The organism is Bradyrhizobium sp. B117, from assembly GCF_038969555.1.
Lineage (GTDB): Bacteria > Pseudomonadota > Alphaproteobacteria > Rhizobiales > Xanthobacteraceae > Bradyrhizobium.
The window spans coordinates 6,291,852-6,310,948 of the sequence record NZ_CP152414.1 but is presented as its reverse complement, the minus strand read 5'-3'; the positions used below and the strand labels follow the sequence as shown (position 1 = coordinate 6,310,948).

The window sequence follows — 19,097 nt, the reverse complement described above, 5'->3', positions numbered from 1 at the left end:
CGGTGAAAATCAATTGCGGTAAGACGGATCGGTGCGGTCGAGCTGGCGCATCAGCGCCGGCCATTCGCGTTCGCCTGGCACGAGGATGTCGCCCTGCAATTGCCAGAACTGGCGAGCGGCCTTTTCGCAGATCTCGTGCGGCGGCATCACCAGCGTGGCGCCGGCTGCGGCCGCCGCCTGCATCTGAAGCTGGATCCGCGCGGCGCGCTCGAAATAATAGAGCAGCATGAAGGCCTCGCCCGGCGTCCGGCCGACGGTGAGGATGCCGTGATTGCGCATCAGCATCACCTTGTGCGGGCCGAGGTCGCGCACGAGGCGCGTCTGCTCGTCGAGGTCGATGGCGACGCCTTCGTAGTCGTGGAAGGCCTGGCGGTGGTAGAAGCGCATGGCGAACTGGCTAAGTGGCAGCAGGCCCTTCTCCTGCCCGGAGACTGCGACGCTCGCGTCGGAATGGGTGTGCAGCACGCAGGCCGCGTCATGGTTCGACGTGTGAATCGCAGCATGGATCACGAAGGCCGCGACGTTGACGGCCTGCGGACTGTCGTCGAGCTTGTTGCCCTTGGTGTCGATCTTGACGAGGCTCGACGCCGTGATCTCGTCGAACAGCAGCCCGTAGGGATTGATCAGGAACTGATCGTCGTTACCGGGCACGCGCAGGGAGATGTGATTGTAGATCAGATCGTCCATGCCGAGCTTGGCGACCATGCGATAACAGGCCGCGAGCTTGATGCGGGCATCCCACTCGGCGGGTTCGATGCCATGTGGCGCGTGCTCTCTGGCTGACATCGCGTTCACTGCGACTTCTCCTGAGCGATCGAGGACTGGAACGATTTCATGCTTTCCTCCTCGATCGCATCGAGCAGCGTGCGCTTGAGCCGCACGAATTCGGGAGAGGTGACGATCTCGGGCTTACGCGGTCGCGGCAGATCGACGATTTGTTCGAGCTTCACCGAGCCGGGACGCGCGGTCATGACCAGCACACGGTCGCCGAGGAAGATCGCTTCATCGACGTCATGGGTGATGAAGAGAATGGTGCGGCGGTATTTCTGCCAGACATCGAGCAGCCAGCGCTGCATCATCGCTCGCGTCAGCGCGTCGAGTGCGCCGAACGGCTCGTCGAGCAGCATCAGGTCGCGCTCGAACAGGAAGGTGCGCATCAAGGCGACGCGCTGGCGCATGCCGCCGGACAATTGATTGGGATATTGTTTCTCGAAGCCGGCGAGGCCGAACTCGGGCAGCATCTTCAGCGCCTTGGCGCGCGCCTGATCGCGCGGTATGCCCTCGACCTCGAGCGCGAGGATGGCGTTGTCCACGACGTTGCGCCAGGGAAACAGCAAATCGCGCTGCGGCATGAAGGAGACGCGGCCGAGCAGGTCGGCGGCGTGGCAGCTCTTGCCCTCGAAACGCAGGATGCCACCGGCATCCGGCTCTTCCAGGCCTGCGACGATGTTGAAAAGGGTACTCTTGCCGCAGCCGCTGGGACCGACGACCGTGACGAACTCGCCGGGGGCGATGCTCGCCTGAAGCCCCGAAAGGGCCGCGACAGCACCGAAGGTCTTGCTGATCGCGCGCAGCTCGAGCAGCGGCTCGGGCTTCGGGTGAGCCTGCGGGGCTTCGATAGTCGGTCCGGGATCGGGGAGGCGAGCGGCCTGCACCAGCATGTCCTTGTATAATGGCGGCGGCCATTCGCATACGAAAGCGGGCCGCGTTAAAATCTCTTAGCAACTCGTGTGCCAGTGCGATTTCCGGGCAAATCAGGCATAAGACTTGCGAGATGGACGGTGGATCTGTCGGAGACACGCGCATCTCCGAGAGAAAACAGCTCGTTTCGTTGAGATGTGAGCGTCAATATGTATACTTATATTGGCATCGGAGAAACATAGTGGCGGATATTGGTGCACATGGCGGAGGCAGACGCGTGAAAAATGGGCACGAAACGCTTGCCGCGAGCCCCGGAATGACGCTCGCCGAGAGCCTGCGCCAGAAGCTCGAGGGGGCGATCGCGGCAGGCCATCTCGGGCCGGGTAGCCGGCTCGACGAGCAGGAGATCGCCCAGCGTTTTGGCGTCTCGCGCACACCGGTGCGGGAGGCGTTCCGCCTGATGGCCGCCAACAATCTGGTCGAGCTGCGCGGCCGACAGGGCGCGACGGTCCGCAGCATCAAGGCGCAGGCGCTGATCGAGATGTTTCAGGTGATGGCGGAGCTGGAGGGGCTGTGTGCAAGGCTCGCCGCCCGGCGGGTCTCTCAGGCTTGGGGCGCAGAAATTAACGAGATTCACCAGCGGCTTGTGGCGGCGGGTGAAACTGGCGACATAGACGTTTTCTACGACATCAACCAGGAATTCCACGAAGCGATCTACGAGGCTTCGCGCAACAGCTTCCTGGCCGATCAGACCCGCAAGCTGCGCAATCAGGTGGCTGCCTATCGCCGCCGGGTGACGCGCATGCCGAACCGGATTGCCGACACCGTCCGCGAGCATGAGGCGATCATGCAGGCGATCCTGGCCCACGATCCCGAGCGGGCGCACAGCGCCATGAGGGACCACGTCAATCTGCTCGGCGACAACCTCTTGGACTTCCTCGCCGCCTTCGAATGACCTCTCGGCCTCTTGGTATGCAAATTGCTAGACATTGTATATCTAGCTCGCATCCTGGAGACCCGGAGTGGACCTGAAGCTGACGAAGAAGATCGCCTTGATTACCGGCGCGTCGAAAGGAATTGGACTTGCGGTTGCCGAACTCTTCGCCGCGGAGGGGTGCCATTTGCATCTCGCCGCCCGCAACGGCGAGGCGATGCTCGAGGCCAAGAAGCAGCTCGAGGCCCGTCATGGTGTGAAGATCACCATCCATGCGCTGGATCTGTCGAGCACGGCTGCGATGGAGAAGCTCGCGGCCGAGGTCGGCGACATCGACATCCTGATCAACAATGCCGGCGACATCCCCGCAGGCTCGCTGGAAATTCTCGACGACGCCGCCTGGCGGCGCGGCTTCGATCTCAAGGTGTTCGGCTACATCACGCTGTCGCGTCTCTATTATCCGCGCATGAAGGGTAAGGACGGCGTCATCATCAACATCATCGGTAATTCCGGCGAGAACTGGGACGCAAGCTACATCGCAGGCTCGACCGGCAATGCCGCGCTGATGTCCTTCACCAAGGCGCTCGGCGGCCGCAGCCTCGACCACGGCGTGCGCGTCGTCGCGGTCAATCCGGGGCCGGTTGCCACCGACCGTATGCTCAAGATCATGAAGCGCAAGGCGATCGACATGCTCGGCGACGAAAGCCGCTGGGAGGAGCTGTTCGACAAATATCCGGGCAAACGGCCTGCGACATCGGAAGAGGTCGCCGATCTCGTCGCCTTCCTGTCGTCGCCGCGGTCCGGCTACATTACCGGCACCGTGGTGACGATCGACGGCGGCATCGCCGCACGTGGCTCGGTGATCTGAGGCGTCGATGTCGAAGCCTCAATCCACCGCACTGGTCCGCAACCGCTATTTCGACGAGCTCTCGGCGACGCCGGGACTCTATTGGCTCGGCCAGAACACCAACCATATCGAGAGCCACCCCGCTGTGCGCGAGGCGATGCTGCGCTCGATCGAGGCGGGCGAGTTCAACGCCTATGCCCCGCCGCTCGGCTTCGAGGCGTTGCGCGAGGCGATCGTCGCCGATCTCGGCACACCGGGTGCGGAAGCGCTGGTGACCGAGGGCGGTGTCAACGCACTGGCGATGATCTGCCGTGCACGCTGCAAGCCCGGCACCACGCTTGTCACCACCGATCCGACCTGGAAATGGCCATGCCTGTTCGCGCGTCAGCAGGGCGCCGAGGTGATCGAGATCCCCATCTACGATCCCGCCTGCAATTACCGCCTGACGCCGGAAGCCTTGAAGGCGAATGTCGACGAGCGCACCGCAATCATCTACCTCGTCGATCCCAACAATCCGCTCGGCATCCGCTACACAAGAGAGGAGATCGAGAGCTTTGCCGCGATCGCGCGCGATTGCGGCGCGCTGCTGGTGCACGACTGCACCTACCGCGATTTCGCCGACGGCCACACGCCGGCGCTCCACGTAGCGCCGCAAGGCTCGGTGGTCTCGACCAGCTTTTCCAAATGGCTCGGGCTTGCCGGCCTTCGGATCGGCGCGCTCGTCGCAGCGCCTGATCTGTTCGAGGAGCTGGCGCAGACCTCCACCAGCGTGCTCGGTGCGAGCGTCATCGCCCAGCGCGCAGCGCAGGCGGGACTGTCGGTCAAGGCCGAGTGGATGAAGAAGGTCCGCAGCATCGACCGCGCCAACAAGGCGATGGTCCAGGAGGCGGCGGCCGCAATCGACGGGCTGGCCCTGCCGATCATGCCCTCGCACGGCAACTTCCTCGTACTGGAAACGATCGCGGCCGGCATCCGCCCCGAAGCGCTGGTCGAATGCTATCGCCGTCAGGGCATCATGGTCCGCCAGGGCACCTATCACACTCGGCGCTTCGGCGACCGTTTCGTGAAGATCAGCACCTCGGTGCCGCAGGCCTGGGTCGAAAAGCTCTGCACGCTGCTGCCGGACATGGTCGCGCAGGCGCGCACGCTCAACGACCTGCCGCCGCAATTTTAGGGACGATACCGATGACGATGATTACGACGAAGGACGGCGTGAAGCTCCATGTGGAAGAGGCGGGCGAGGGCACGCCGATCCTCTTCATCCACGAATTCGGCGGCAATCACGACAGCTGGGAGCCGCAGCTGCGCTATTTCAGCCGGCGTCATCGCTGCGTCACTTACGCCGCGCGCGGCTATTCGCCGTCGGACGTGCCCGACAGCGTAGAGGCCTATTCGCAGGCGATCGCCGCCGATGATGCGGTCGCGGTGCTCGACGCACTGAAGATCGATAAGGCGCATATCGTCGGCCTTTCCATGGGAGGCTTCTGCACGGTGCATTTCGGCCTGCGCACGCCGGAGCGCGCGCTGTCGCTCACCGTGGCTGGCGCCGGCTATGGCTGCGAGAAGGAATTCGAGGAGCATTTTCGCGGCGTCTCGCTCGAAGTCGCCGACAATTTCGAGAAGCAGGGCGCGAAGGAGTTTTCCAAGATCTATGCGCTCGGCGCGAGCCGGGTGCAGTTCCAGAACAAGGATCCGCGCGGCTGGCAGGAATTTGCCGATCGCCTCGCCACCCATTCCGATCGCGGCGCCGCCAACACCATGCGCGGCGTGCAGGCGCGGCGGCCGTCGTTCTATGATCTCGAAGACGGCCTGAAAAAGATGATGGTGCCGACGCTGGTCGTGGTCGGTGACGAGGACGACCACTGTCTCCAGCCCGGCATCTTCCTGAAGAAGACCATTCCCGCCTGCGGCCTCTCGGTCTTCCCCAAGACCGGTCACACGCTCAATCTCGAAGAACCGGCGACGTTCAACGCGCTGCTCGCCGAGTTCATCGCCCAGGTCGAGGCGGGACGTTGGCTGCCGCGCGATCCGCGCGCGCTGCCGGGCCAGATCATGCGCACGAAGTAGTCGATGACGAGCGAGCCCCTGATCAACGCCGACCGGCTCTGGACTCGCTTGATGTCGCTCGCCGAGATCGGTGCGACGCCGGCCGGTGGTGTCAACCGCCAGGCGCTGAGCGACGGTGAGATCGCCGCCTGGCGCCGTGTCATCGGCTGGGCGCTGGAAGCAGGATTGACGCCGTCGACGGACGCCGCGGGAAATCTGTTCCTGACGCTGGCGGGCCGCGATCGCGCCGCGCCGCCGCTGCTGCTCGGCAGTCATCTCGACAGCCAGCCGACCGGCGGCAAGTTCGACGGCGCGGCCGGTGTGATGGCGGCACTCGAAGCGGCGGTCTCGGTCGCTGAGCAAGGCGAAAAGCCTGCGCGCGATATCATCGTCGTCGCCTGGATGAACGAGGAGGGCTCGCGCTTTGCGCCGGGCATGATGGGCTCGGAGGCCTTTACCGGCGAGCGGGGCATAGACGCGATCCGCGCCGCGCGCGACGCGGATGACATCAGCGTCGGCGAGGCGCTCGACCGCCTCCACCAGGCTTTCCCGGATATGCCGCACAGGCCCCTCGGCTTTGCCGCCGGGGCCTATCTCGAACTGCACATCGAGCAGGGACCGCTGCTGGAGACGGCAGACTGCATGATCGGTGTCGTCACCGGCATCCAGGGCAAGAAGACCTTTCAGGTGGTGGTCGAGGGTGCCGAGGGCCATGCCGGCACGCTGGCGCAGCAGGAACGGCGCGATGCGCTCGCGGCCTTTGCGGAGGTCGCGAGCGCACTTCATGCCGAGATCGGCGCCATCGATGCCGACATCAAGTTCACCATTGGCCGGGTCGCCGTCGTGCCTAACGCGCCGTCCGTGGTGCCGTCGCGCGTCAGCTTCAGCATCGATCTGCGCCATCCTGACAATGTCGTGCTCGATGCGGCGGCTGCGCGCATCAAAACTCTATGCCAGGAGAAGGCCCCGCCGTGCTCGGTTACGGTGACGCCGCTCGTGGATGCGCCGTCGAACGTCTTCGATCCGCGCCTGCGCGCGAGCATCGCGAAGGCTGCGCGGGAGCGGGGGCATTCCGCCATGGCGATCCTTTCTGCCGCGGGTCACGATGCCCGTCATCTGGCCAAGGTCTGCCCGGCTGCGATGATCTTCATCCCGTGCCGCAACGGCGCGAGCCATGTGGAGCATGAATGGGCTGAACCCGATCATGTCGCGGCCGGTACCGCCGTGCTGGCACAGGTGCTGCGCGAACTCGCCTTCGCGCCTGCCATCGAGGCGTGAGGACACCGATGCAAGATGTGGCTCCTCGGGAGTACCGCGACGCGATGGCCTGTCTCGGCGCGGCCGTCACCATCGTCGCGACCGACGGGGCTGCGGGCCGCGCCGGGTTCACCGCATCTGCGATCTGCAGCGTCACTGACGATCCGCCGACGCTTCTGGTCTGCATCAACCGCGGCTCCTCCGCCTATGACAGCGTGACCCGCAATAAGGTGGTATGCGTTAACGTGCTCTCGGCGCGTCACGAGCGACTATCCCGCCTGTTCGGCGGCAAGGTGCCCGCGGAGGAACGCTTTGCCGCTGCGGCGTGGTCGACACTCGCAACCGGCGCGCCCGTGCTGGCCGACTGCGCCGCGGCGTTCGACTGCCGGATTGCGGACGTCGTCAATGTCGGCACGCACGATGTGCTGTTCTGCCGGGTCGTCGCGCTGCAAAGATCTGGCTGCGCCGACAATCTGATCTATTTCGGCCGCGCCTACCACACGATCGGGGTGATCAATCCGGCCGAGGCTGGACCCGAATCCGCTCTTGGCCGATCCTGATGGGGCCGGCGGCTATCGCCAGCCGTTGCCCGCTGTAGATATCTCAGCGAAGTTTGCACCAACATCGATGCGGGAGCGGTGGCTACAATCTCCGGCGCCCTCTCTCGCTGCTCGCGAAGTACATCACATCGGTGTCCTGTGCCGCCGAGCTTGCCGGCGGCTACGCAACAGTGGGCGTAGCGCAGCCACACCCAAGTCAAGCGCTTGCTCCAGCACGTTGCTCACTGGTTGATGCCATTCATCTAAAGCAATCATGCTCACCATCATCACCTGGACCTGGTGATCGCCCGTGCTCCGTCGACGCTCCGCCTTGTCCGCAACAGCGATCAGCTCGTGACGAGAAAATTGCAATCGGCCGAGCGGACGACCAGCCAAACTGCACTTGCAATGTTTAGTAAACCGTGCATTACTAAACAAATCGAGCCTACCGGGCCTATAGAATCCGGGTGGCGCGAGGAAACGCCAGTTTAGTTGTTCAGCTCGTCATGGACTGTGTCGCTCTGCTCGAAGCATTCGAGCGGATAGGAAAGCCGCGCCATGTCGATGGCCGGCCCACTCGGAGGGAACGTGCAATGAAACGAACGATGAAGACGCTTGTAGTGGCATGCGGGGCTGTTGGCGCCGCGTTCGGCGTCGGAGCGGGCACCACGCCTGCGCAGGCGCAAGGCAAGACCATCACGTTGTGCTGGGCCGCATGGGATCCCGCCAACGCGCTGGTCGAATTGTCGAAGGACTTCACCGCCAAATCGGGTATCGGTATGAAGTTCGAATTCGTGCCGTGGACCAATTACGCCGATCGATTCCTGAACGAACTCAATTCGCACGGCTCGCTGTGCGACCTCATCATCGGCGATTCACAATGGATCGGCGGCGCTGCGGAGAACGGCCAGTACGTCAAGCTCAACGATTTCTTCAAGAAGGAAGGAATCAGCATGGACGACTACATGCCGGCCACGGTGGTCGGCTATTCCGAGTGGCCGAAGAACACACCGAACTACTGGGCGCTGCCGGCAATGGGCGATGCGGTGGGCTGGACCTATCGCAAGGACTGGTTCGCGCGGCCGGACGTGCAGAAGGACTTCAAGGCCAAGTACGGCCGCGAGATCGGCGTGCCGAAGACGCTCGATGAGCTCAAGGACATCGCGCAGTTCTTCCAGGGCCGCGAGATCGACGGCAAGAAGGTCTACGGCGCCTCGATCTATACCGAGCGCGGCTCGGAAGGCATCACCATGGGCGTCTCGAACTACCTCTACGACTACGGCTTCAAATACGACGATCCGAAGAAGCCCTATGCGATGGATGGGTTCGTGAACTCGGCCAGCGCGGTGAAGGGGCTCGAGGCCTACAAGGAGCTCTACAAGTGCTGCACGCCGCCCGGCGCCTCCAACTCCTACATGTCGGAAGGGCTTGATGCCTTCAAGTCCGGCCAGGTCGCGCTGCAGATGAATTTCTTCGCGTTTTTCCCGGGCCTCTACAAGGATCCGAATGTCGGCGGCGACAAGATCGGCTTCTTCGTCAATCCGGCCGGTCCCGCAGCGCAAGCGACGCAGCTGGGCGGACAGGGCATCTCGGTGGTCTCCTACTCCAAGAACCAGGCCGAGGCCCTGCAATACATCAAGTGGTTCTCCGGCGGCGACGTCCAGAAGAAGTGGTGGGCGCTCGGCGGCTATTCCTGCGCCAAGTCCGTGCTGAACGACCCGGGCTTCCCGAACAGCGCGCCCTTCGCCAAGGAGTTCCTGCAGTCGATGGGAATGGTCGTCGACTTCTGGGCCGAGCCCTCCTACGCCCAGTTGCTGCAAGCCGAGCAGAAGCGCGTGCATGACTATGTGGTTGCCGACAAGGGCACCGCTCAGGAAGCGCTCGACGGTCTGGTGAAGGACTGGAAGGCGATCTTCAAGGAAGAAGGCAAGAAGTTCTGATGCGAGCTGCCCGGAGCGCGTGCGCTCGCGCTCCGGGTTTCCTTCGAGATGACCGGAATTCGTCGCAGTATCGACGCCGGGTGCCTGGATCGGTTCACGCAATGAACGAATTGAGTGCCTCTTCGCGGATCACTTATCGGGCCGTCATGGTCCGGCCAGGCGTGGCGCGCCGTATCCGGGGCCTGTCGGACAGGACGCTCGCCTGGCTCTTCATCACGCCGACGATCGTGCTGCTGTTGGCGATCAATATCTTCCCGCTGATCTGGACGATCTATCTGTCGTTCACGAACTACCGCGCGAACAGGGCCAACGTGCCGACGATCTGGCTGGGCGCTGACTGGTACCAGTCGATCCTGACCGATCCTGACATCTGGGCGGCGATGCAGGTGACCGCGCATTTCGTGATCTGGACCGTGGTGATCGAGACCGTCCTCGGATTCGGCCTGGCCTACCTCATCGACAAGAAATTCCGCGGCCACGGCATGTGGACAACGATCATCCTGCTGCCGATGATGCTCTCGCCGGCCGTCGTCGGCAATTTCTGGACGTTTCTGTACCAGCCCCAGATCGGCCTGTTCAATTACGTCGTCGCCTTCTTCACCGGACGCGCAGCCTCGTCCTTCCAGATGCTGGGCGACGTCACGTTGAGCCCGTGGGCCATCGTCATCGTCGATGCGTGGATGTGGACGCCGTATGTGATGCTGATTTGTCTCGCCGGCCTGCGTTCGATCCCCGATTACATCTACGAGGCGGCCGAGGTCGACCGCGCGTCGAAATGGCGGCAGTTCTGGTCGATCACGCTCCCGATGGCGCTGCCGTTCATCATGCTGGCGGTGCTCTTTCGCGGCATCGAGAATTTCAAGATGTTCGACATGGTCAATCTGCTCACCGGCGGCGGGCCGGGATCGACCACGGAAGTCGCCTCGATCACGCTCAAGCGGGCGGCGTTCGAGAGCTGGCGGACCGGCTATTCCTCGGCCTTCGCGATCATCCTGTTCGTGACGGTCTTCGGCCTCGCCAACATCTATGTGAAGGCGCTGAACAAGGTGAAAAGCCGATGACATCAGCCACCACGGCCCATTCAGTCGTCGAGCCGTCGGCCACGACGCGGCGCTTTGCCGGCTCGCTCGTCGTGCTCTACGCGATCATCACCATGATCCCGCTGGTCTGGATCATGCTCACCGCATTCAAGTCGCCTGACGATGCGATCTCCTATCCGCCGAAGGTGATGTTCAAGCCGTCGCTCGAAGGCTTCTGCAACCTGTTCACGACCCGCTCGCGCCAGACACCGGAATTCATCCGATCGCTGGGGCCGCCGCAAGGGCTGTGCGATGACATCGCGCGCAGCCGCAACATGGTCGTCGCCGGTCCCTCGAACTACGTGCCGCGCTTCGTCAATTCGTTGATCATTGCGTTTGGTTCGACCGTGCTCGCCGTTGCTTTGGGTACCCTCTCGGCCTACGGCTTCTCCCGGTTCCGCGTGCCGCTGAAAGATGACCTGCTGTTCTTCATCCTGTCGACCCGGATGATGCCGCCGATCGCGGTCGCGATCCCGATCTATCTGATGTACCGCACCGTCGGCTTGTCGGACACCAGGCTCGGGATGATCCTGCTCTACACCTCGGTCAATGTCTCGCTGGCGGTCTGGCTGCTCAAGGGTTTCATCGACGAAATCCCGCGTGAGTACGAAGAGGCCGCGATGATCGACGGATACACCCGCTTCCAGGCGTTCGTGAAGGTGGTGCTGCCGCAGGCCACCACGGGAATCGCGGCAACCGCAATCTTCTGCCTGATCTTCGCCTGGAACGAATACGCCTTCGCGGTGCTTCTCACCTCGGGTAACGCACAGACGGCGCCGCCGTTCATTCCGATCATCATCGGCGAGGGGGGGCAAGACTGGCCCGCAGTGGCCGCCGGCACGACTCTGTTTCTGGTGCCGATCGTGGTGTTCACGGTCTTGCTTCGCAAGCATCTGCTGCGCGGCATCACTTTTGGAGCTGTCCGCAAATGAACATCGACGCCATCCCATCCATTGCGCGTCGCGGTGTTGCGGACCGTCTTCTGCGCCGCGGCCCGCTCGAAGCCGTCGCGACGACGATCATCGCCGCCGGCGTCGTGATGCTGATGCAGCCATTGTCTCTGACACTGTACTCCTGGTCGTTTGCGACGACCCTATTTGGCACGGTGATGTTCACCATCGTGTCCAAAATCCGGGAGTAGCGCGCGATGGCACAGATCAAGGTCGAGGCGCTCGACAAATCCTTTGGTAGCTTTCATGCGGTCAGGTCCGCCAGCTTCACGGTGGAGGACGGCCAGTTCCTTTGCTTGCTCGGACCGTCCGGCTGCGGCAAGACCACGACGCTCCGCATGATCGCTGGCCTGGAGCTGCCGACCGCGGGCACGATCCGGCTCGATAGCGAGGACGTGACGATGAACCGCGCATCGGCGCGCGACATTGCCTTCGTGTTCCAGCTCTTCGCGCTCTATCCGCACATGAACGTCCGGCGCAACATCGGCTTTCCCCTGAAATGCGAGGGCATCGGCGCGGCCGAGCGTGATCGGCGGGTCGTCGAGGCTGCGCGCATCCTGCGGATCTCGCACCTTCTCGACCGCTCCGTCTCCGGCCTTGCCGGCGGCGACCGGCAGCGTGTCGCGCTGGGGCGGGCGATCGTGCGCAAGCCAAAGTGTTTTCTGATGGACGAGCCGCTCGGCGCGCTCGATACCGAGATGCGGGACGCCATGATTCATGAATTGCGGGCCCTGCATGACCGGCTGGGCGCGACGACGGTCTATGTCACCCATGACCAGCTCGAGGCCATGGCGATGGCCGACAGGATCGCGGTGATGAACAACGGCGTCGTCGAGCAGGTGGCGAGCCCGCGCGACATCTATGACCGGCCGGCGTCGCTGTTCGTCGCCGACTTCATCGGCTCGCCGCCCATGAACTTCCTGCCGTTCCGCGGCGGTCTGCAGACCGGCGCGGAGGCGATCCGGCTCGGCGAGCGTGACGTTGCAATTCCTGCCGCGCGCGAGGCGATGGCGGAAAGCGAGCTCGTGCTCGGCGTACGGCCCGAGCATGTGCGTTTTACCGACCGTGGCATGGTGCGCGGCGAAGTCTATGGCACGGAATATCTGGGCACGACGCAGATCGTGACCGTGACGACGCATTACGGTGCGCTCAAGGCCCGCTCACCCAGCAGCAGATCGTTTCGGACCGGCGAGACCGTCGGGCTCGATTTCCGGCCCGATACGCTGTCGATCTTCGACAAGGCATCGGGCCGGGCAATTCGCACCGCGCTGCATGAAGGAGGCGCGCATGGCTGAGGTCGAGATCAATGCCGTCTCCAAGGCCTTCGGAAAGACTCAAGCCTTGAGTGATCTATCGCTGACCGTCGACGACGGTGAGTTCGTGGCATTGCTCGGGCCGACCGGTGCCGGCAAGACCACCGCATTGCGCTTGATCGCCGGATTGGAGCAGCCGGATTCTGGCTCGATCCGCATCGACGGGCGCAGCGTGACCGGCGATGCGCCGGCGGACCGCGATGTTGCCTTTGTCTTCCAGCAATATTCGCTGTATCCGCACCTCACCGTGTTCGAGAACATGGCCTTCGCGTTGCGTGCGCCGACCCGCCGCGTGGGCGAAGCCGATATCCGCACGAAGGTGCAGGAGGTCGCGCGTCTACTGCATATCGAGACCAAGCTGGACAACAAGGCGACGCAGCTTTCGGGCGGGCAGATGCAGCGCGTCGCGATTGGTCGCGCGCTGGTGCGTTCGCCCTCGATCTATCTGATGGACGAGCCGCTGTCCTCGCTGGATGCCAAGCTTCGCGGCGAGCTCCGCCTCGAGCTCAAGCGCATCCAGGTCGATCTCGGCGCGACGATCCTCTATGTTACCCACGATCAGACCGAAGCGATGACCATGGCGTCGCGCATCGGCGTGATCGAAGGCGGGCGGCTGATGCAGATCGGCACGCCGCGGGAGATCTACGAGAACCCGATCAACGCGCATGTCGCGGCGAGGCTGGGCCAGCCGACGATCAATCTGCTGCCGGCGGCGCTGTTCGCGGGGGCGCCCGTCGGCGTCGAGACGATTGGCGCGCGGACCGAGCATCTGACGATTGCTCGCGGTGGCGGCGACATATCGGCAACTGTCAAGCGGGTCGAGCACCTCGGCGACCAGAGCCACCTTCATCTCGATCTCGCGGGCCGGCCGGTTGTGACCCTGGCAGATCCCGAGGCGGGTTTTGGGGCCGGAGACGTCGTGTCGCTCCGTTTGAACAAACCGCTGTTTTTCGATGCGAAGGGCTGGAGGGTAGCGGCATGAGCCTTGATCGCGTAGCCAGGGAAAGATTGGTGCGAGCGCTGGCAGCGTCCGTAATCGAGCATGCGGACGAGTTGACGAGCCTCGACCAGGCGATTGGCGATGGGGATCACGGGCTGAACATGAAACGAGGTTTCGAAGCTGTGCTCGCCGCATTGCCGGGCCTTGCTGACAAGTCGCTCCCCGAAATGCTGAAGGCGATCGGAATGACATTGGTCATGAAGGTCGGCGGTGCGTCGGGGCCGCTGGTCGGAACTTTCTTCATGGAACTGGGCAAGGCCCTTCCGGAGCAGCCGAGCCGGGCCGATCTGGTCGCTGCGACGGAGAAGGCCATCGAGGCCGTCAAGGCACGCGGCCGTTCGGAGGCGGGACAGAAGACGCTGCTGGATGTCCTGGTGCCGGTGCACGCGGTTCTCGCGGGAGGCGGTGATGCCAAGGCAATCGCGGCCGAGGCTGTGCAAGCGGCCGATCGCACCACGCCCATGCAGGCCATCCGCGGCCGCGCGTCGTTCCTTGGCGAACGTTCCATCGGTCATATGGACCCGGGCTCGCGCTCGACGTCCCTTCTGATCGGCGCAGCAGTTGAGACACTGGAGCTCGAGGTCAAAACATGAGCAACGTCGGAATTGTCATCGTGTCGCATTCGCCGAAGATCGCGGAAGGCGCGGCCGACATGGTGCGCCAGATGGTCGGGGACGCAGTGCCGCTGGCCTGGACCGGTGGCGATGTCGATGGCGGCCTAGGTACGAATGTTGCGGGAATCCTCGAGGCGATCGAGATGGCTTGGTCACCGGCGGGTGTTGCGATCCTCGTCGATCTCGGCGGTGCCGAGACTAATTCGGAGATGGCGGTCGAGATGCTCCCGGAAGACCGGCGCGCACGCGTGCTCGTCTGTAATGCCCCGGTGGTCGAAGGGGCCGTGATCGCTGCGACCGAATCTTCGGGCGGCTCATCGCTTGCCGCCGTCAAGCGCAGTGCGGAGGAATTCTATGCATGATGCCAACGCCAACCGGGCGGCCCAGACGTTTGTGCCGCTGACCGCCTCGGCGGTCCTCGTCAATCCGGTCGGCCTGCACGCGCGGCCGTCGGTGAAGCTCACGCAGTGCGCGAAAGGCTTTGTCGCCAAGATCGAAATTGCGCTTGCAGCCGAGGGGCCCTGGACCGACGCCAAGAGTCCGGTGAAGGTGATGCGTGTGAAAGCGCCGCAAGGCGCAACGCTGCATTTCCGCGTCAATGGTCCTGATGGCGAGGCGGCGCTCGCGGCCATGCTGGCGCTCGTGCATGACGGTTTCGGCGAGGCGTAGAATCGTGGGCGAGATCCAACTCACCGGCCATCCCGCTTCGCCAGGCCTCGCCATCGGCCCGGTCGCTGTGCTGACGACCAAAGTCGCGAGCAGGGCGACGAAGGGCGATTCGGCGCAGGAGGCGGCAGCGCTGAAGGCGGCGATCGAGGGGGCCGCGGTGGAGCTCGCCGACCTGATCGCGACGGTTCACGGCGAGGCCGCGGAGATCCTGGAGTTCCAGGTCGCGATGCTCGGCGACGATGCGCTTGCCGAGGGAGCCTACGAAGCCATTGCGGGCGGTACGGCCGCCGATGAGGCCTGGCGCGCAGCACTCGACGCGGAGATCGCCGGCTATCGCGCGGCGGATGAGGAGTATTTCCGCGCCCGAGCCGCCGATCTGGTCGACATTCGCGATCGAGTGCTCGCCGGGCTGAACGGCGCAAACGCGATCGCAACAATCTCCGGAGATTCCGTCGTCACGGGTGACGATATTTCGCCGTCGACGTTTCTCGCCGTCGACTGGACCCGCGGCGGTGCCATTGCGCTCGCTAGTGGATCGCCATCGTCGCATGTCGCGATGCTCGCGCGATCGCGCGGCGCCCCCATGGTGGTTGGACTGGGTCCATTACCGTGGAACGGACAGCCGCCCTCATTGGCTCTGGTCGACGGCGATACCGGCAGCGTGATCTTCGATCCCAAGCCGGAAACGCGCCGCCTGTTCGAGCAGCGCATGGCGGCGGCGCGTGCCGCACAGATCGCTGCCGATGCGGGCCGCCTCAAGCCGGCGCTGACGGCTGATGGAAGGCGCATCGCCGTCCTTCTCAATGTCGCCGCACCCGAAGAGCTCGCGGGTCTCGATCCCGCAATCTGCGACGGCATCGGCCTCGTGCGCACCGAGTTTCTGTTCGAGGGATCGCGGGGCCTGCCCGGCGAGGACGCGCAATACGCCGTCTACCGTCGCATCCTCGAGTGGGCCGCAGGACGGCCGGTGACGATCCGCACCCTCGATGCTGGCGGCGACAAGCCAATCCCCGGCGTGACGGTCGATGGTGAGCGCAATCCATTCCTGGGCGTGCGCGGGATCCGGCTCTCGCTGGCGCGGCCGGAGGTGTTTCGCGTGCAGTTGCGGGCGCTGTGCCGGGCGGCCGTGCATGGGGCGCTGAAGGTGATGCTGCCGATGGTCGCTATCCCTTCGGAGCTCGACCGGGCCAATGCTATGCTGGACGTCGAATTTGCGGCCCTCAGCGCAGAGGGCATCGCTTGTGCCCGGCCGCCGCTCGGCATCATGGTCGAGATCCCGGCCGCAGCGCTGTGCGCCGAGGATTTCGGCGCGGCGTTCTATTCCATCGGGTCGAACGACCTGACACAATACACAATGGCTGCGGCACGCGATATCGGCGCTGTTGCCGACCTCAACGATGCCGGCCATCCGGCGGTGCTGGCGCTGATCGCGCGGGCGGTCGAGGCCGGGCGCAAGCGCGGTGTCGAGGTCTCGCTCTGCGGCGATGCCGCGGCGGACACGCGCCTGACGAAGGCGCTTCTGGCGACAGGCTTGACGAGTCTCTCGGTCTCGCCGATTGCGGTGGCGCGGCTCAAGGCCGCCATTGCCAGGGTGACCGCATGAGTGACGACGCAGGCGAAGACACAAGCCGGCCGGGCGACAGCAATGTTGCGGATTACAAGCTCATCCTGCGACGGGCGCTCGACAACCGGCCATCCGGGACGCGGTTGAAGCTTGCGGCGGCGCTCGGCAAGAACCGGTCATTCGTCAGCCAGATCACCAATCCGGCCTATCTGGTGCCGATCCCGGCCAAGCATGTCCCGATTATCTTCGAGGTCTGCCATCTCGCAGGTGCCGAGCGTGCGGCTTTCCTCGAAGCCTATGGGCGCGCGCATCCGGGGCGGCTGCGCGGCGCCCACCGCGAGGCGCGCACGCGCGTTGTGACTGTGACCGTGCCCGATCTCGGCGACGACAAGAAAAATCGCGCGCTGGAGCAGCTCATCGTCGACTTCGCTGCCCAGCTCGCGCGCTACGCCGAAAGCATCGGCTGACCAATTCGAAACGAAAAAAAATGACAACCGGGAGGACGCGATGAAAAAGCTGATCAACAGCGCCGACACGGTGCTCGAAGAGAGTCTCGACGGATTGGCGGCTGCACATGCCGATATTCTGCTGCTCGGCGCCGAGCGGAAATTCGTGCGCCGCCGCAGTCTGAAGCCGGGCAAGGTCGCGCTGATCTCGGGCGGCGGCTCCGGCCATGAGCCGCTCCATGCCGGCTTCGTCGGCCATGGCATGCTCGATGCCGCCTGTCCGGGCCAGGTCTTCACCTCACCGACGCCGGATCAGATGATCGAGGCGGCGGAGGCCGTCGATACCGGAGCAGGCGTGCTCTTCATCGTCAAGAATTACGAAGGCGATGTGATGAACTTCACCATGGCCGCCGAGATGGCCGGGCGCGAAGTCGCGAGCGTCGTAACCAACGACGACGTCGCGGTCGAGAAGTCGACCTACACCACTGGTCGTCGTGGTGTCGCGGGCACGTTGATCGTGGAGAAGATGGTCGGCGCTGCGGCCGAACAGGGCATGCCGCTCGCCGCGCTCAAGACGCTCGGCGATGGCGTCAACAGGCGCACCCGCTCGATGGGCGTGGCGCTGCTGCCGTGCACCGTTCCGGCGGCGGGGCGGCCTAATTTCACCCTGGCCGACAACGAAATGGAAATGGGTGTCGGCATTCATGGCGAGCCGGGACGCCGCAGGGTGCCGCTAGGCTCTGCCGATGCGATTGCCGCCGAGATGCTCAACGCGATTTTGGGCGATCTCGCGCCGAGCAAGGGCAGTGAAGTGCTTCTTCTGATCAACGGGTTTGGCGCGACGCCGCTGATCGAGCTCTATCTGATGGCCAACAGCGCCAAGCGCATTCTGGACGGAGCGGGGATCTCGGCCACGCGTTTCCTGACCGGTTCCTACGTGACGTCCCTCGATATGGCTGGTGCTTCGATCACCGTCTCCGTGCTGGACAACCAGTCAAAGGAATTGTGGGATGCACCGGTGCATACCGCCGCGCTACGCTGGGGCATCTGATGGACGGGAACGCAGAATCGACAATGAAGGACAAAGCGATACGCCTGAGGTGCAGATGTTCGGGACTTTCGCTCTCGGCATGATCGCGATGGCCGCAGCGACGCTATTGCTGGCGCAGCCTGCGTTCGCCGGCGCATCCGTGATTGGAGCAAGCGTTCAAGCGTTTCAATCGGTTAGAAGGCGGCGTGTGCACGACGTGTGCACCGGTGGATCAAGAGAAATCTGTCGTCGGCAAGTTGGGCCGTCGTTCTTTGGTGCGATGCCGGCGTTTGAGTACTGAACGGGTTGGGGAGTACGAACCAAGGCGATCGCGTTGGTCGGTCCGAGAACGCGCACAAGCGCCGGCCGTGGCGGCTAAGGTATTCGTTTAACGTGAGCCCGGATCGCGTGTCGCTCGGTGTCGATCCAGCCATGCTCCCGGGCTTTGGTCACCATCTCTGCGTAGCATTGATCCCAGTTCGCATCGTCAGGACGGCCCGGCAGGGTAGGGATCAGATCGATCGAGACGAGCGCATCGCGATCGTCAAGAAGTGTGATCCCGTTCCAGCGCTGCGTTTCGGGTCGCGCCTCGGCATGCAGGATCAGCTTGAACCTGCAGAAGTCAAACGGCTCAGTCAGTCTGACAGTGTCGCCGTCCAGGCATTCGATGATCATAGTGCCGCTCCCTCGTACGCATCCGGCCGGTGTGGTGATGATGTCAGTTTAGGCGCTAAAGCCTCACCTAGGCTTGTGGAAGCGCGCGCAGCGCGCCCTGGAAGTTGACCAGAGGATCACCGTTGCCGCCGCGGGTGGCCACGATTCTGCCGATGAAGAGACCGTGTGTCCCGACCATTTGGTGATGATGCAGTACGCACTCCAATCCGCCGAGCGCGGGTTCGAGCATCGGCACATCGAGGACGCCTTGCTGCCATGGTGCCGTCGCGAAGCGGTCCATGCCCTTCGCTCCGCCAGCGAAACGAAGTGCCAGATCCTCCTGCCCCCGGCCGAGCAGGCTGATTCCAAAGCGGCCGTTGGCGAGGATGGCGGCATGCGTTTCGGAGCTCGAATTGACTCCGACGAGGAGACAGGGCGGATCGATGCACAGCGAGGTGACGGAGCTGACCGTCAATCCACGCCGTGCGCTCTCCGATCCCGTTGCTACGATCGCGATGCCGCTTGCGAGATTGCGCATGGCTAGCCGAAACTCGGCGGCATCGACTGAGCGGAA

General features: G+C 64.0%; 22 protein-coding genes. 18 read left to right on the top strand and 4 right to left on the bottom strand.

Annotated features, from left to right (window positions below; genetic code table 11):
- Nucleotides 1-9: 9 nt before the first annotated feature.
- Nucleotides 10-795: a class II aldolase/adducin family protein gene (locus tag AAFG16_RS30845; RefSeq protein WP_342731332.1), complete on the bottom strand. Its 786-nt coding sequence runs from the start codon at nt 793-795 to the stop codon at nt 10-12.
- Nucleotides 792-1,661 carry an ABC transporter ATP-binding protein gene (locus tag AAFG16_RS30840; protein WP_342731330.1) on the bottom strand — a complete coding sequence of 290 codons (870 nt, stop codon included), beginning with the start codon at nt 1,659-1,661 and terminating at the stop codon, nt 792-794. Before AAFG16_RS30840 ends, AAFG16_RS30845 begins: the two co-directional genes overlap by 4 nt.
- A gap of 257 nt (nt 1,662-1,918) precedes the next feature.
- On the opposite strand from AAFG16_RS30840, the gene AAFG16_RS30835 reads away from it, so the two are divergent.
- The 18 genes from AAFG16_RS30835 to dhaK all read left to right on the top strand — a co-directional run bounded on the left by AAFG16_RS30835 (nt 1,919) and on the right by dhaK (nt 17,890).
- Nucleotides 1,919-2,596 carry a GntR family transcriptional regulator gene (locus AAFG16_RS30835; protein WP_342731328.1) on the top strand — a complete coding sequence of 226 codons (678 nt, stop codon included), beginning with the start codon at nt 1,919-1,921 and terminating at the stop codon, nt 2,594-2,596.
- A gap of 67 nt (nt 2,597-2,663) precedes the next feature.
- Nucleotides 2,664-3,443: an SDR family oxidoreductase gene (locus tag AAFG16_RS30830; protein WP_342731326.1), complete on the top strand. Its 780-nt coding sequence runs from the start codon at nt 2,664-2,666 to the stop codon at nt 3,441-3,443.
- A gap of 7 nt (nt 3,444-3,450) precedes the next feature.
- Complete coding sequence (locus AAFG16_RS30825) at nt 3,451-4,596, top strand: pyridoxal phosphate-dependent aminotransferase (RefSeq protein WP_342731324.1); 1,146 nt, start codon at nt 3,451-3,453, stop codon at nt 4,594-4,596.
- An 11-nt stretch (nt 4,597-4,607) separates the two neighbouring features.
- Entirely contained in the window at nt 4,608-5,489 is an 882-nt protein-coding gene (locus tag AAFG16_RS30820) for an alpha/beta hydrolase (RefSeq protein WP_342731322.1), read from the top strand.
- Nucleotides 5,490-5,492: 3 nt separating this feature from the next.
- Complete coding sequence (locus AAFG16_RS30815) at nt 5,493-6,746, top strand: Zn-dependent hydrolase (protein WP_342731320.1); 1,254 nt, start codon at nt 5,493-5,495, stop codon at nt 6,744-6,746.
- 8 nt (nt 6,747-6,754) lie between these two features.
- On the top strand, nt 6,755-7,285 hold the full coding sequence (locus AAFG16_RS30810; protein WP_342731318.1) for a flavin reductase: 531 nt from the start codon (nt 6,755-6,757) through the stop codon (nt 7,283-7,285).
- 572 nt (nt 7,286-7,857) lie between these two features.
- Nucleotides 7,858-9,204 (top strand): extracellular solute-binding protein, encoded by a 1,347-nt coding sequence (locus AAFG16_RS30805; protein ID WP_342731316.1) that lies wholly within the window; start codon nt 7,858-7,860, stop codon nt 9,202-9,204.
- Nucleotides 9,205-9,305: 101 nt separating this feature from the next.
- Nucleotides 9,306-10,265 carry a sugar ABC transporter permease gene (locus AAFG16_RS30800; protein WP_283080232.1) on the top strand — a complete coding sequence of 320 codons (960 nt, stop codon included), beginning with the start codon at nt 9,306-9,308 and terminating at the stop codon, nt 10,263-10,265.
- The gene (locus AAFG16_RS30795; RefSeq protein ID WP_283080231.1) at nt 10,262-11,215 is read left to right on the top strand and encodes a carbohydrate ABC transporter permease; all 954 of its coding nucleotides are present in this window, start codon (nt 10,262-10,264) and stop codon (nt 11,213-11,215) included. The genes AAFG16_RS30800 and AAFG16_RS30795 overlap by 4 nt, the downstream gene beginning before the upstream one ends.
- On the top strand, nt 11,212-11,424 hold the full coding sequence (locus AAFG16_RS30790) for a hypothetical protein (protein ID WP_342731313.1): 213 nt from the start codon (nt 11,212-11,214) through the stop codon (nt 11,422-11,424). The genes AAFG16_RS30795 and AAFG16_RS30790 overlap by 4 nt, the downstream gene beginning before the upstream one ends.
- A 6-nt stretch (nt 11,425-11,430) precedes the next feature.
- Entirely contained in the window at nt 11,431-12,528 is a 1,098-nt protein-coding gene (locus AAFG16_RS30785) for an ABC transporter ATP-binding protein (protein ID WP_342731311.1), read from the top strand.
- Nucleotides 12,521-13,528: an ABC transporter ATP-binding protein gene (locus AAFG16_RS30780; protein WP_342731309.1), complete on the top strand. Its 1,008-nt coding sequence runs from the start codon at nt 12,521-12,523 to the stop codon at nt 13,526-13,528. The genes AAFG16_RS30785 and AAFG16_RS30780 overlap by 8 nt, the downstream gene beginning before the upstream one ends.
- On the top strand, nt 13,525-14,139 hold the full coding sequence (gene dhaL, locus AAFG16_RS30775; protein ID WP_342731307.1) for a dihydroxyacetone kinase subunit DhaL: 615 nt from the start codon (nt 13,525-13,527) through the stop codon (nt 14,137-14,139). The genes AAFG16_RS30780 and dhaL overlap by 4 nt, the downstream gene beginning before the upstream one ends.
- Nucleotides 14,136-14,522 carry a dihydroxyacetone kinase phosphoryl donor subunit DhaM gene (gene dhaM / locus AAFG16_RS30770; RefSeq protein ID WP_283080226.1) on the top strand — a complete coding sequence of 129 codons (387 nt, stop codon included), beginning with the start codon at nt 14,136-14,138 and terminating at the stop codon, nt 14,520-14,522. The genes dhaL and dhaM overlap by 4 nt, the downstream gene beginning before the upstream one ends.
- The gene (locus tag AAFG16_RS30765; protein WP_283080225.1) at nt 14,515-14,829 is read left to right on the top strand and encodes an HPr family phosphocarrier protein; all 315 of its coding nucleotides are present in this window, start codon (nt 14,515-14,517) and stop codon (nt 14,827-14,829) included. The genes dhaM and AAFG16_RS30765 overlap by 8 nt, the downstream gene beginning before the upstream one ends.
- 4 nt (nt 14,830-14,833) lie before the next feature.
- Nucleotides 14,834-16,432, top strand: a complete 1,599-nt coding sequence (ptsP, locus tag AAFG16_RS30760; protein WP_342731304.1) for a phosphoenolpyruvate--protein phosphotransferase — start codon at nt 14,834-14,836, stop codon at nt 16,430-16,432.
- Nucleotides 16,429-16,860: a hypothetical protein gene (locus AAFG16_RS30755; protein WP_027557146.1), complete on the top strand. Its 432-nt coding sequence runs from the start codon at nt 16,429-16,431 to the stop codon at nt 16,858-16,860. Before ptsP ends, AAFG16_RS30755 begins: the two co-directional genes overlap by 4 nt.
- A 40-nt stretch (nt 16,861-16,900) precedes the next feature.
- Nucleotides 16,901-17,890, top strand: coding sequence for a dihydroxyacetone kinase subunit DhaK (dhaK, locus tag AAFG16_RS30750; RefSeq protein ID WP_342731300.1), 990 nt, complete (start codon nt 16,901-16,903; stop codon nt 17,888-17,890).
- Between the two features lie 354 nt (nt 17,891-18,244).
- Here dhaK and AAFG16_RS30745 read toward each other — a convergent pair whose 3' ends face one another.
- Nucleotides 18,245-18,544, bottom strand: a complete 300-nt coding sequence (locus AAFG16_RS30745) for a hypothetical protein (protein WP_342731298.1) — start codon at nt 18,542-18,544, stop codon at nt 18,245-18,247.
- Between the two features lie 67 nt (nt 18,545-18,611).
- Nucleotides 18,612-19,061: a flavin reductase family protein gene (locus AAFG16_RS30740; protein WP_342741001.1), complete on the bottom strand. Its 450-nt coding sequence runs from the start codon at nt 19,059-19,061 to the stop codon at nt 18,612-18,614.
- Nucleotides 19,062-19,097 lie beyond the last annotated feature (36 nt).